Origin of the sequence: Vibrio quintilis, from assembly GCF_024529975.1 — a bacterium.
GTDB lineage: Bacteria > Pseudomonadota > Gammaproteobacteria > Enterobacterales > Vibrionaceae > Vibrio > Vibrio quintilis.
This window is the reverse complement of record NZ_AP024897.1, coordinates 1,230,273-1,242,365: the sequence shown is the minus strand read 5'-3', so window position 1 is coordinate 1,242,365 and position 12,093 is coordinate 1,230,273. Positions and strand designations below refer to the sequence as shown.

General features: G+C 41.0%; 10 protein-coding genes, 1 other RNA gene and 1 pseudogene. 7 read left to right on the top strand and 5 right to left on the bottom strand.

Features of this window, described 5'->3' with window-relative positions; all coding sequences use genetic code 11:
* Positions 1–179: 179 nt before the first annotated feature.
* A complete protein-coding gene (bamE, locus tag OC443_RS05910; RefSeq protein WP_073579585.1) occupies positions 180–542 on the top strand; it encodes an outer membrane protein assembly factor BamE in 363 nt (120 codons plus the stop codon).
* 85 nt (positions 543–627) lie between these two features.
* Here bamE and OC443_RS05905 read toward each other — a convergent pair whose 3' ends face one another.
* Both OC443_RS05905 and OC443_RS05900 read right to left on the bottom strand, forming a co-directional pair.
* On the bottom strand, positions 628–981 hold the full coding sequence (locus OC443_RS05905) for an RnfH family protein (protein WP_073579584.1): 354 nt from the start codon (positions 979–981) through the stop codon (positions 628–630).
* Positions 978–1,409, bottom strand: coding sequence for an SRPBCC family protein (locus OC443_RS05900; RefSeq protein ID WP_073579583.1), 432 nt, complete (start codon positions 1,407–1,409; stop codon positions 978–980). The genes OC443_RS05905 and OC443_RS05900 overlap by 4 nt, the downstream gene beginning before the upstream one ends.
* Positions 1,410–1,544: 135 nt before the next feature.
* Between OC443_RS05900 and smpB the strand changes: the two genes are divergently transcribed.
* On the top strand, positions 1,545–2,030 hold the full coding sequence (gene smpB / locus OC443_RS05895) for an SsrA-binding protein SmpB (RefSeq protein ID WP_073579582.1): 486 nt from the start codon (positions 1,545–1,547) through the stop codon (positions 2,028–2,030).
* Positions 2,031–2,121: 91 nt separating this feature from the next.
* On the opposite strand, the gene OC443_RS05890 is transcribed toward smpB, so the two are convergent.
* Complete coding sequence (locus tag OC443_RS05890; protein ID WP_073579581.1) at positions 2,122–3,099, bottom strand: ion channel; 978 nt, start codon at positions 3,097–3,099, stop codon at positions 2,122–2,124.
* A 195-nt stretch (positions 3,100–3,294) separates the two neighbouring features.
* Between OC443_RS05890 and ssrA the strand changes: the two genes are divergently transcribed.
* From ssrA to OC443_RS05865, 5 genes and pseudogenes are all read left to right on the top strand, one after another.
* Positions 3,295–3,661: a transfer-messenger RNA gene (gene ssrA / locus OC443_RS05885) on the top strand.
* A gap of 119 nt (positions 3,662–3,780) precedes the next feature.
* Positions 3,781–5,289, top strand: coding sequence for a DUF6538 domain-containing protein (locus tag OC443_RS05880; RefSeq protein ID WP_073579580.1), 1,509 nt, complete (start codon positions 3,781–3,783; stop codon positions 5,287–5,289).
* Positions 5,290–5,317: 28 nt separating this feature from the next.
* Positions 5,318–5,719 carry a transposase gene (locus tag OC443_RS05875; protein ID WP_143169414.1) on the top strand — a complete coding sequence of 134 codons (402 nt, stop codon included), beginning with the start codon at positions 5,318–5,320 and terminating at the stop codon, positions 5,717–5,719.
* Positions 5,716–6,795: an IS3 family transposase gene (locus OC443_RS05870; protein WP_262021643.1), complete on the top strand. Its 1,080-nt coding sequence runs from the start codon at positions 5,716–5,718 to the stop codon at positions 6,793–6,795. Before OC443_RS05875 ends, OC443_RS05870 begins: the two co-directional genes overlap by 4 nt.
* Before the next feature lie 51 nt (positions 6,796–6,846).
* Positions 6,847–7,518: pseudogene (locus tag OC443_RS05865) on the top strand (tyrosine-type recombinase/integrase); the annotation flags it as partial.
* A 62-nt stretch (positions 7,519–7,580) separates the two neighbouring features.
* Here OC443_RS05865 and OC443_RS05860 read toward each other — a convergent pair.
* The gene (locus tag OC443_RS05860; protein ID WP_073582726.1) at positions 7,581–10,193 is read right to left on the bottom strand and encodes a DEAD/DEAH box helicase family protein; all 2,613 of its coding nucleotides are present in this window, start codon (positions 10,191–10,193) and stop codon (positions 7,581–7,583) included.
* 5 nt (positions 10,194–10,198) lie between these two features.
* Complete coding sequence (locus OC443_RS05855) at positions 10,199–11,899, bottom strand: DNA methyltransferase (protein WP_073582724.1); 1,701 nt, start codon at positions 11,897–11,899, stop codon at positions 10,199–10,201.
* Positions 11,900–12,093 lie beyond the last annotated feature (194 nt).

Genomic DNA, 12,093 nt, shown 5'->3' with positions numbered 1-12,093 from the left:
CTGGCATATAAATTCGTTAACTGGCGCACATTAACAAAGACTTCTTTTGAGATAAGTGCAACCAAACTTAGAAATCGCAGTCAGAATAAGCTCAGAACACAGAGAATCTTTTACTTCTGTTCTGAGCTTGTTATTATCACTACTGTTGAAATATAGATAGATTTATAAGTTAGCAACCTATGCATTTAAAGAAGAGCCTTTTGATTTTACCGCTGGCAGTATCACTATTAGCCGGTTGTTCATCCATCTCCGATATGCTTGTTTACCGGATCGATATTAATCAGGGAAATTATGTCGAACAACAAGCAGTCAACCGTCTGAAGTTTGGTATGACGAAGGAACAGGTTCGTTATGTTCTTGGTTCGCCAATGTTGGTTGAAAGTGGGTATCCGGATACCTGGTATTACATTTATCATCATGTAGCAGGTCATCAGGATCCTGTGCAGAAAAACCTGATTGTGGATTTCGATAAAGATGGTGGCTTGATTAAGATTGCTGGCGATTTCTCCAACGGTGATAATTTCTTTGAAGGCCTGCATTAATTTCAGGGCCTGACTTCAATTTAAACAACCAGTAAAAAGTCCGCACCTGCGGACTTTTTATCTGTGCCATTATTTTTTGAATCTTTCAGCCCTTTCTGAGCTGATTTGGCTTACCACCCGTGACCGGATCAGCATGACCGGTAGCTTTCGCCTGCTCTGCCCGTTTCCGGCGAATTTCTTTTGGATCAGCAACTAACGGACGATAAATCTCGATTCTGTCCTGATCTCTGACAGTCGTATCCAGCTTAACATTCCGGCTGAATACACCCACTTTGTTTTTACTTAAATCAATTTCAGGATAAATAGCCAGGATGCCTGACTGAAGAATGATTTCCTCTACAGTAGTTGCCTGATCGACAACCAGAGACATCACACGCTGCTCATGTGGTAACGCATAAACAACTTCAACATGAATCATTCCGGACGCTGTTTCTGTCATACATACACCTGCTTTGCCCGATGCGTGAATGCATTGACCATATTATTGGTTAACTCATGAAAAACCCGGCCAAAGGCCATTTCAATCATCTTGCTGGAAAATTCAAATTCCAGCTTCAACTCAACTTTGCAGGCTAACTCATCTAATGGCGTAAAATGCCATGCACCCCGCAATGTCTTAAACGGACCTTCAACCAAATCCAGTAAAATAAATTCGCCATACTTCATCTGATTTGATGTCGTGAAGGTTTTGCGGATACCCGCTTTCGCGACATCGACCGAAGCGACCATTGTTTCTTCGGTCGCTTCTATCACCTTCGCACCAGAACAACCGGGTAAGAATTCCGGATAACGCATGACATCATTGACTAAATTAAACATCTGTTCAGCGCTGAAAGAGACCAAAGCCGAACGACTCACCTGCTTCATTGATTCTCCTGTGTTCAGTCTGCTGTCATAAAATGCCAGCGATTGAATTGATTGAAGCTAATTTTACTTTTATTCCGGTCTAACGCAAATAAAAGGATTTCCTAAGTAAAAACCAACCCGTATAATACGCCCACTATGGCAAAGAAAAAATCAAACACAAAATCAGGGAGCAATACGATTGCTCAGAATAAAAGAGCGAGACATGAGTATTTCATCGAAGATGAAATTGAAGCAGGTCTGGCTCTTCAGGGCTGGGAAGTGAAAGCACTTCGCCAGGGAAAAGCAAACATTGCAGAAAGCTACGTCTTCCTGCGTGACGGAGAAGCATATGTTTCCGGCATGACTATCACGCCACTGCAACAGGCTTCAACGCATGTTGTCGCTGACCCGGTCCGTGTCAGAAAATTACTGATGTCACGCCGGGAGCTGGACAATTTGTTTGGCCGGGTAAATCGTGAAGGCATGACGCTGACAGCATTATCGCTGTATTGGTCCCGCTCATGGGCGAAGCTGAAAATAGGCGTCGCTAAAGGTAAGAAACTCCATGATAAACGGGCCGATGTAAAAGAACGCGACTGGCAGCGTGAAAAATCCCGTGTGATGAAAAGCGGATTGCGTTAGTCAGCAATCACATCAGTAAAACGTTCTTACCGGCATACACCAGAATCAGCCGCTGATTCTGGTGTATTGTTTTGCCTGATATCCGGGTGTTTTATCGGGTCATTTTTTTCACAAAAACCACCACAAACAACGCCATCATAAAACTACCAATAAAGGCTTCTAATGCAGCCACGAAGCGGGCAATGCCTACCGGTGAAATATCTCCATATCCAAGCGTTGTAAATGTCACCACACTAAAATAGATCGCATTCATAAACTCCAGCACATAAAACAACCACCCTTCTGTCCCTGCATATAAGGGGCTGTCAGAGGTGGTATCCAACACAAAGTAAATCACTGCGCAGCTGAGAATCATAAAAATTGAGAAAAATACCACCCGCAGCGGTTCTTCCCCATAGCCACAGAACAGATCAACAATTTTTGAAATAAACCGCTTCAGGCTCAGACATGGCATCTGATAACGTCTCAGCCGCATCTCTTTCTTAAAAAACAACCCGGCTTTTTCAAATAACCCCTGCTTTTCACACTGTTTACGGATATTCCGGCACACCTCCTCAGCTTCCTGAAGCAAACTGGCCGATCTGGCCTTATCTTTCATCTTCAGGCTTTCGAATGCAGCTCTTTCCTGTTTCAGGTAACGCCCCCAGTCAATATTTTCCAGCTTCGCTCGGGTTAAATCTGCGCCCAACAGGTTACAGTCTTCAATCTTTGCACAGTGAAGGTTTGCATCCATCAACCTGGCTTTCATCAAAGAAGAACCACGTAAATCCAGCCCAAAACAGTGTGCTTCTGTCAGGTCTGCACGATAGAAGTCTGCATTCCGGCATTTAAAGCCTTCCTTATTGCCATGATTGACCAGATTAATGTCACGAAGTTTTGTTCTTGCCAACTGAAATCCATCCAGAGGACGACCAGACTTAGCCCAGGCCTCCACTTCCTCTTTCACATTATCTTTGCTTTTATTGATGTTTGGATCATGCCAGTAACATAAACCAGATTCACCGGCATCCTGATCACACTCCCATCCATCAGGAGATTGATAACGGCATTTACAATCAGATGATTTCATAAGATTCTCTCTCCTCTTCCCCCAAATACCCGCAAAGCCGGATACGATAGGTACAAATTAAGTTTAGGAGCTTGCTTTGAGGGTGCAAAAACAATTAACCAGACAGGCGCAGCAGAAAAACGAATTAAACTTAACCAGTTAACACAGCAACACTGGACAGCAATCACAATTCTGGTACTATGCCTCTTCAACTCAGGGGCTGATTCAGGATTCGACGGGAATACTGCAGTCTGAGGAGCATGCCGAGGTGCGGTAGGCCTCGTTAACAAACCGCAAAAAAATAGTCGCAAACGACGAAAACTACGCACTAGCAGCTTAATAACCTGCTCAGAGCCCTTCCTCCCCAGCCTCCGCTTGTAGGACGGGGAATCAGGAAGGTCAAACCCAATCAAGCTGGCGTGGATTCTCCCACCTGAGAGATGAAGCGTGAGATCTAATTCAGGTTAGTCATTCATTCGCGTGTCGGTTCGCAGGTGGGTGGCGAAATTAAAGATCGACTAAGCATGTAGCGCCAAAGATGGATGGTTTTCGGACGGGGGTTCAAATCCCCCCAGCTCCACCAATTGGAAAGAAAAAAGGCTTGTGAATCAATGATTTACAAGCCTTTTTTGTATCCACTTTTCAAGCAAACGGAGATAAACTAGGCGATTTTGCAGGTGAGCCACACAGGTGAGACACACAATGCAAAAACTCAACTACCTTCAAGTTGGCAGATACCACACGTTCTACTTTCGTCAACGCACCCCGTTAGATATCATAACGCTCATACCCAGAGCAAAAAAAGAAGTGAAAATAAGTCTTCACACAAAATGCAAAGCCGACGCTCTCGTCAAAGCAAGAGAGCATAAGGTGATGTTTGATTTGCTCTTTACCCAAATTAGGGAGCGACAGCAATCTATGGAAAGAGAGTTAACCGTATTCAAAGACATAGATCCCGAAATGAAGCGTCAATTGATGCTCGAACAACGCACCAAAGAAGCCATACTCGATCAACAATTTACTCAGCAACTCTATTCTCTGTTAGAAAGAAAAGGTCGAATCAAATACGCTTTTAACACCTTCCCAGATTTAGAGGGGTTGACGCTTTCTGATATTGATTTAAGTAACGTGGATAAAATCAATCGCTTTATTGCGATTATTGATCTTCTCTCTTCCCCGTCGTTGTCCGATCCCACACCATATATCGAGCAGATCGCTTTTAAGGAGCGATTCACTTATCAGGAACAAAGCGCAGCCAATGAGCGTCGTTCAGCAGCCGAGCCGTCGGTCAGTATTGCTCGTATGGTCGTTAAAAGACAGAAGCCAAAACCGCCCCCGTCCAGCCCAAATCAACTAAAAAACCACGCTAAGAAGATCAGAGAAAACGCCTCGCACACGGTCGTTGAGCTGTTAAAAAGTGATATGGCTCACGATGACGCCCCTTCCCTTCGAACCGATTTGCCCGACCATCCGAAAGAGGATTTGGTTTTAGAAGGCATTACGCTGGAAAACGAAGCCGATACCCATAACTTTGTCAAACTGCTTGCCTTACTGGAAAAGGGCGAAGACGTCACCTTGAAAGATTTCGAGCCTTTTTCTAAACCTGTGGTTGTGCCTAAAACCATGCTGAAAGTCTCTGAGCTGTTCAAAAAGTTCTACGACGAGCAAAGTAGCGAGTGGCAAAGTGAAAAAACGCACACCACGAACTTATCGTTCTACGACACCTTCATTGATATTGTGGGTGATCGCTTTGTTGACGAACTCACGTATGAGCACGCTAACCTTTATATAGAAACGTTGCGAAAACTGCCTCCAAACCGAAAGAAATTGAAGGCATTTAAAGATAAGTCCATTGACGACTTGCTGGCTATGCAAGGCACGTTTGAGCCAATGAAATCAGCGAACGTCAACAAGAACCTCGAAAGATTAAAGAGTGTCTTTATTTGGGCAGTTCAGCGTAAATATATGCAAGTGAACATTCTTGAACGAATGCGTGTCAAAGACAAAGTTCAGCGTCGTCAGGCGAAAAAGCAACGTGAGCGATTTACGCCCAAAGAGCTGGCATTGATTTTTAATTCCGCTAAATACGTGGACGGTAAGCACAACCGAACTTATGAACATTGGCTGCCGTTACTCGGACTCTATCTTGGTGCTCGATTAGGGGAGCCCCTGTGTGTCAACCTGCTATTGAACCACCCGCTTTTGAGATAACATACAAATCAGGGTGAAAAAGGAGTTCATGATGCCAAAGAACACAACGGTTGAGCCGCAGGTCAATCCCTCTCCGGAGCTGGAAAAGAAAACCCGCCGTATCTTTACGACCGAATACAAGCTTTCCATTATACAACAGGCCGATGCCTGTAAACATGGCGAGGTTGGTGCCTTACTCCGGCGGGAAAAGCTTTACTCAAATCAGCTTTCACAATGGCGGAAAGAATTCGCTGAGAACGGCATCAAAGGGCTCGAAAAATCAGCCCCCGGTCCTGCGTCAGCAAAAACTCCCGAGCAAAAACGCATTGAGCTCTTAGAGAAAGAGAACGCCCGTCTTCGTCATCAGATTGAGGTAAAAGACGGTTGTCTCTCGCTCCAAAAAAAAGCCTTGGCGTTGATAGAAGCGATGGAACAAGAGAACAAATCATGACGCTGGCGCAACATCCCTTACCTGCATTTGTCTCCCAAAGGCTCGCCTGCCAGGTGCTTAACGTCAACCGCAATACATTAAGACGTTATATCCGGGGTGTTCAGTTTTGTGGCCCTTTGCCCCGGATTCACCGCTCCCGGAAACACGCGCGCCAGCCCAGAGCATTAAGCGATACAGAAAGAGAAACAGTGAAATCGGTGATGCTCAGTGAAACTTATTGTAACCAACCGCCGGTGCAGATTTATTATGACCTGTTGCAGCAAGGGCAATATCTGTGCTCAGTCAGCACCATGCACCGGCTCTTACGTGAAGATAATCTTCATGGTGAACGCCGGGCACAGCGGCCAGCGCAGTCTCACATGGTTCCCCGTCTGGTGGCTCAACATCCCAATCAGGTCTGGACCTGGGATATCACCAAATTACCCACTCAAAAGCGGGGAGAATATTTATCACTTTATGTCGTGATGGATTTATTTAGCCGTTACATTGTTGCCTGGATGCTATCGCGCAAGGAAAACAGTGCGTTAGCATCCCAGCTAATGGAAGAAGCAATCACCCGTTATGACCTTGAATCAAGCGGTTTAACCCTTCATCAGGACAGAGGCGCGCCGATGACTGCCCATTGTTATCTGGATTTGCTGTCTGAGCTTGCAGTCACCGCCAGCCACAGTCGTCCGCGGGTCAGTAATGACAACCCATTTAGTGAATCACAATTTAAAACACTCAAATATCAACCAGATTATCCCCGTCGTTTTGAAGATTATGGGCATGCGAATCGTTGGTGTCAGGACTATGTAACATGGTACAACACCTGTCATTATCACAGCCAGTTAGGTGGCTTTACACCGGAGCATGTTTTTACAGGAAGATATACAGAGGAGGCAGTGACACGTCAGGCGGGTCTTGATGCCGCTTATGCTGCACACCCGGAGCGTTTTGCTAAAGGTGCCCCCAAAGTCGCGATGCCAGCCAAAGAAGTGAGTATTAATCCGGTACCGGAAGATGCTGATAGTGAAGTGATAGAAAAAGGTGTGAATTTCCCAACCTTATCCAGCGTCACGAGAAATGCAATTTAATTATTTTCCGGGTGGTGCAAAACAGGTTGACACGTTCCGGAGCTATCCCAGCTAAGGATCAGCGACATTTACACCGAAGACCGCACGTGGTTGATTGACTTTAACGATGACGACGATAAAACCCTTAAAACCATCAATAGTCACCGACAAGTACCCGTTCACAAAACACTGATCCGCCTTGGCTTCATTAAATATGTGCAGCACTTAAAGGATTTATATAAACGCAGGCAGCTAAAAACTGACCTACTCTTCCCTGATATTGTCAAAGGTCGTGACGGTTATGGACATAACACCAGTAAAGCCTTTGATCGCTATTTAACGGCATTAGAGATAAAAGAAGAAGGGAAATCGTTTCACAGTTTACGTCATACGTTTGCCGACGAACGTAAACAACGGGAAGAGAACCCTGCAATGACCGCCGAGCTTATGGGGCATGAGATTGATAACGAGACATTAGGGAGATACGGTAAAGACTATCGAATCACTCTTAAGAAAACCGCCATTGATAGGTATGAGCCGTTAACGGAACATCAGATCCGTCAAATTGCGCCTTTTAAACTGTGGCGAGAGTTTGCTCCTCTAAACACACTGTCAAGAGACCACCTTCCCTTGATTGATATGAAAAAAAGTGTTTATAAAAATAAGCACCTTCATAAAGCACTGACCAAGGCATTAAAGCTTAAACCTTATATAGAAGAGCCAAGAAAGCCACGAAAGGGATAAACAGAAGAAAAAAGGCACTCAATTGAGTTGAGTGCCTAAAACTGCTCGAATTGCAGACAGAATTATCTCAATAGTTGTTCAAACTCTGGTGAAAAATCTTCTTTTGAAGACTGGTAGTTATAGAATGGCATCCCCCAAACAATAAACTCCTTACCTTGCCATACTTGCTCTATTTGGTGTGTGGCCTTTAAATCAAGCAAAAAGTTTTGTTTCCACGCATCATTTTCAAATAAATGAGAACCTTTGGGTTCAATAAATACTTGATAAGTGAGTTCAAGCTCTTGTTCTTTCTTAGTTAGAAGCAATAAGAAATCAGGCTCGAAAGCACGACCATCATCAAATGTGTAAAGTTTGAAATGTTTTTCATTTCTTAACAAATATACATCATCATAAACTGATTTAAGGTCATCGATCATTGAGTCTAGGTATCTTACGAAATATTTTTCTTCAGAAGTTCCATAGTTTTCATTGAAGACAAACCAATCACAATCTGAAAGATCTAAAGAAAGTTCTTCATTAGTTGTTTCACTTTGAGCAATACCAAACTCTTGCTCTGTCAAACCATCATTTGATATGTTTAGAATCTTATCCTTATCATACAATTCATTAATGGTTTTTGGTGTGAATTCTTTTGTTCCTTCGTAATCAATACGATTTACATTTAACTGTTCAGCAATCTTACCAAGAACTTTCTTACACAGTTTCAACTTTTCAATTTGTGGGACATTTTCTAAAATATCTTCTCGCCCACTAATCTCAACTTTTATCGAGCCTAAAAAATCTTTTGAGACAATAAAATCGTCTATTGTCTTCAAACTTGGGAACAATATTTTAAGTTCGTTAAATTTATAAGCAGGAATGGTAGCCATTGCCTTTCTTACGATGTGTTTACCAACATCAATTAAATTAACACGTTCTCTTTTTACCTTAAGATGTTTAACTGTAGCACTTTCAAAAATTGTAAGTTCGTTCGAGTGCTCTGTCTTAATGGCATAAGAGTAATTAGTGTTTATGATAGAACTGTCTAGACCTTTAACCTTTGAACGATCATAGGAAACTCGCTTGTTCACATAAATCAAACCAGATTTATAAAGCGAAGTTTCTTTGAACTTATCTTTTACTCTTAGCGAAAGCTCTTTACGAGTTTTTGGCTTGATACCGATTTCTTGAAGTGCGATGTTTAAATCGCTGATATATTCAGGGTTGTGAGCTGAATGATAATACAACTCTTCACAAATCTTAAGTTCGTGCGCTTCTACAGTATCGTCTAGAATGTCATACTTACGTTGGTATAGTGGTTGTTCATCTTCAACTTTGAAAGGACAGTAACGAGCACCACGACCAATCAACTGTGCTTCTTGTGTAGCGGTTTTGCCCCATTTGTTACGAGTATCGTATAAACGAACAATATCAAAGAGGTTGAGAACGTCCCAACCTTCATTAAGCTTATCTACCGCAAAAATTGCACGTATTTCATTATCAGAATCTTCTAATGAGTTAAGTTCAATTTGGTATGTTTCAGCTTTTTTACTATTTACTTCAATTGTTTTTTCTACGGAAAAATCTTCTTGAAGCTCTAATGCTAAAGATTCTAACGTAATATTATTATTTTCAAAGAATTGGAAAGCGGTATAAATTACATCACCTTCCTTAGAAGTGTTTTTGATTGCTTCTAAATCTTCTTCACCGATTTTTTCAATAGCGTCTAAAAACTCATTATGAAAAGCTGCACTATCAGCGATAGTTTTTGCTTTAAATAATATTACTGGCTTAATGACAAGTTTATGTTTCTCAAAAACCTTACGGCGATATTGGCTTAATATAATTGCACGTAAAGCTCTTGGGAAAGCTTCACTATCTGACTGTAACACTTTAACTTCTTTAGAGTATAAATCTTCTCTGAAGTTCTTTAGAGGATAATCAAAAAGAATAATATCTTCGTATTTTTCTTTTATCTTTTGATCTGCTATGTCTGCTGTAGCTGTAAACTCTAACATAACATTAGATTTGTTTGCTGAGAAAATTTCTCTAATTGTATTTTCCCAACTGTCTACAGAATGTTGTTCTTCTTTACTTTTCTTCTTTTTCGTTTCAGCATTAATATGGTGTGCTTCATCAGAAATCAAAACAACTTTGTTATCTTCAAAATCTTCCATTGAAAGAGCGTTCTCTTTCGGGTTGAGCATTACAGCGTGAAGACCTTGAATCGTAGTGAACACAATGTTTATGTCACTTGAATTAGTCGTTGCAAAGTTATCAACTTCTTTTATATTTACCTGTTCACCATCAACATTAATTGTGCTGTTGAAAAGATACTTAGAAGAACCTTTGTTCAGAAAGTTTTCTTTTGTCTTTTTAATGATGTTAGTGCTATTCACAAAGAAAATGAAATTACGATACCCACGCTTGTATAGCGTGATCATTTCACCTGCCATAATCAATGTTTTACCTGAACCAGTAGCCATATGATACAGCACATTTATTGGTTCATTTTTGGGTTTATTCTGGTATTTATCAAGATAGAACTCAAAGCGTCCAAACGCTTCTTTTTGGTATGGACGCATTTCAAAACTTGGGTTCAGGTTATCTTTGATATAATCAGGCACAAGATCAGAAAAAACGTTTTCACCAAACGCTGTTTTAAGAGTACTTAAAGTCTCGTGAAGCATTGTCATAATCGTTATGCTCCGTAAAACACTTGGTTGAATTTCTTATCTTGTTCAGAGATCCCATTGCTTTCATCGTCAATATCTGAGTAATTGACGTAAAGTTGGTTCTTATCAATTGCTTCAATAAGAAAACGTTGTTGGTTGTCAAAAGAAAGTTCATTGAAAGAGTTTATGTTTTTGTCAAACTGTTTAGGATCGACTTTGTAAGAGAGATTTGAACTCTCTTTTAGTTCGTCCCAAATTGAAATTAATTCTTCTGAGCTTTGAGCTTGCTCTACTCGATCTGAGTATTTCGAAGCTAGTTCAGCCAGTTCACAGTAAACAAATGAACCGCCACCTTGCCAGTTAACGTCTTTAGAAATACCTTCTAAATCACCCTCAATAACACCACTCAAGCGTTTTATAACAATATCATTTACATAGTCCATCTGCTCGATGCCAATGTATCGCCTATGTAATTTGTGCGCTGTGGCGGCTGTAGTCCCACTACCAAGATGATAGTCGAGAACAATACCACCTTCAGGGCAGGAAGCTTTGATGATTCTTTCCAAAAGAATTTCACGCTTTTGAGAAGTGAAGCCTACACTTTCCTTAGCTGAATTGTTTAATTTATCTAATGCCCATACATCATCGACAACCTTTCCTCTTTTCATAGAGTCTTCGAGATAAATTTTTGACTTGCGCTTACCACCATCTCTTGTATCTAACGTGTATTCTCTACCATCTTCATCCGTATAAAGCTTTTGTTTTCTGGTCGCTAGGTACTCTTCTTTAGTTGCATATGGTTCAAAATAAGAAGCAAAATAAGCACTATCACTTTTGGTATACATGAATATAGTGTCGTGCCTTCTTTCAAAGTTATTCTTGAGTTTTTTGTTCCAACCGCTATAACGCCAAATAATTTCATTTCTGAAGTTTTCTTCACCGAATACTTCATCCATTAAAACCTTTAGATAATGACCTTCGTTATGATCAATATGAACATAAATCGTTCCATTTTGGTTCAGTAGTTCCTTAGCAATTTCAAGTCTATTTTTCATAAACGTTAGCCAAGTCGAACGATTGAACTTGTCATTATAACGAAATGAATCATTTTCAGTATTAAAAGGAGGATCAATATAAATAAGGTCAACCTTTCCTAAAAACTTTGCTTTTAATGTATGAAGAGCTAGAAGGTTATTACCTTTTATTATTAAGTTATCATTGTCCTGTAATTGAAACTCGCTATTTTCACCCTCTGTATCATACTTTACAAAGTTTTGAAGTGCTTTTGGCGCAAGAAGAGTATCAACCTGCTCTGGTGCGAGAGTTTCATTCCAAAATACCTCACTACGCTTTTGGTCTTCTCTTGTCTGACCACCCTCAAGAACACAGTCTTTATATGGCCATGTAATGACCACATCATTAGATTCGTTCAGGTAGTGACTGTCTACAGAAAGACCAATTTTGTTCTTGAACTGTGTGAAACTATCAGGAAGGAATGATTTGTTGTTTACAAAACGTTGAAAAGCCACTTTGTCGAAAATCAACATACCATCAACATCTTGGAAGAAATGACCTTTTAACTGATCATCAGACAAGAGCAGTTTCAGTAGCGAAGGATCTAGGTTCAAAGCCAGTTCAACGATTTTGTTCTTAGCAAGCTTGCCGTCTATAACAAGTCTTTCATCTGATTGCAGGGCGATAGTTAGAGCATTTAGAATAGGTAACATTATGTTTTCTTTACTGTTTATGCCAAAAGACAAGTTCAAAAAAATTGAGCAGATTATACTAGAGAATGAGATAGAAATCATTACGTAAAAACAAGTATCCCCCTCTAACAATCATTCGTTTTCTTAGTCCAAAACACATTGGCCGAATGTAAGTGGACAAAAGTCTGGGCTGAAGTTCGTTAGAACCTAATCGG

Excerpts from the sequence above, each read along its gene's own strand:
- bamE (WP_073579585.1), top strand. The coding sequence starts at position 180 with ATGCATTTAAAGAAGAGCCTTTTGATTTTACCGCTGGCAGTATCACTA.
- OC443_RS05905 (WP_073579584.1), bottom strand. The coding sequence starts at position 981 with ATGACAGAAACAGCGTCCGGAATGATTCATGTTGAAGTTGTTTATGCG.
- OC443_RS05900 (WP_073579583.1), bottom strand. The coding sequence starts at position 1,409 with ATGAAGCAGGTGAGTCGTTCGGCTTTGGTCTCTTTCAGCGCTGAACAG.
- smpB (WP_073579582.1), top strand. The coding sequence starts at position 1,545 with ATGGCAAAGAAAAAATCAAACACAAAATCAGGGAGCAATACGATTGCT.
- OC443_RS05890 (WP_073579581.1), bottom strand. The coding sequence starts at position 3,099 with ATGAAATCATCTGATTGTAAATGCCGTTATCAATCTCCTGATGGATGG.
- OC443_RS05880 (WP_073579580.1), top strand. The coding sequence starts at position 3,781 with ATGCAAAAACTCAACTACCTTCAAGTTGGCAGATACCACACGTTCTAC.
- OC443_RS05875 (WP_143169414.1), top strand. The coding sequence starts at position 5,318 with ATGATGCCAAAGAACACAACGGTTGAGCCGCAGGTCAATCCCTCTCCG.
- OC443_RS05870 (WP_262021643.1), top strand. The coding sequence starts at position 5,716 with ATGACGCTGGCGCAACATCCCTTACCTGCATTTGTCTCCCAAAGGCTC.
- OC443_RS05860 (WP_073582726.1), bottom strand. The coding sequence starts at position 10,193 with ATGACAATGCTTCACGAGACTTTAAGTACTCTTAAAACAGCGTTTGGT.
- OC443_RS05855 (WP_073582724.1), bottom strand. The coding sequence starts at position 11,899 with ATGTTACCTATTCTAAATGCTCTAACTATCGCCCTGCAATCAGATGAA.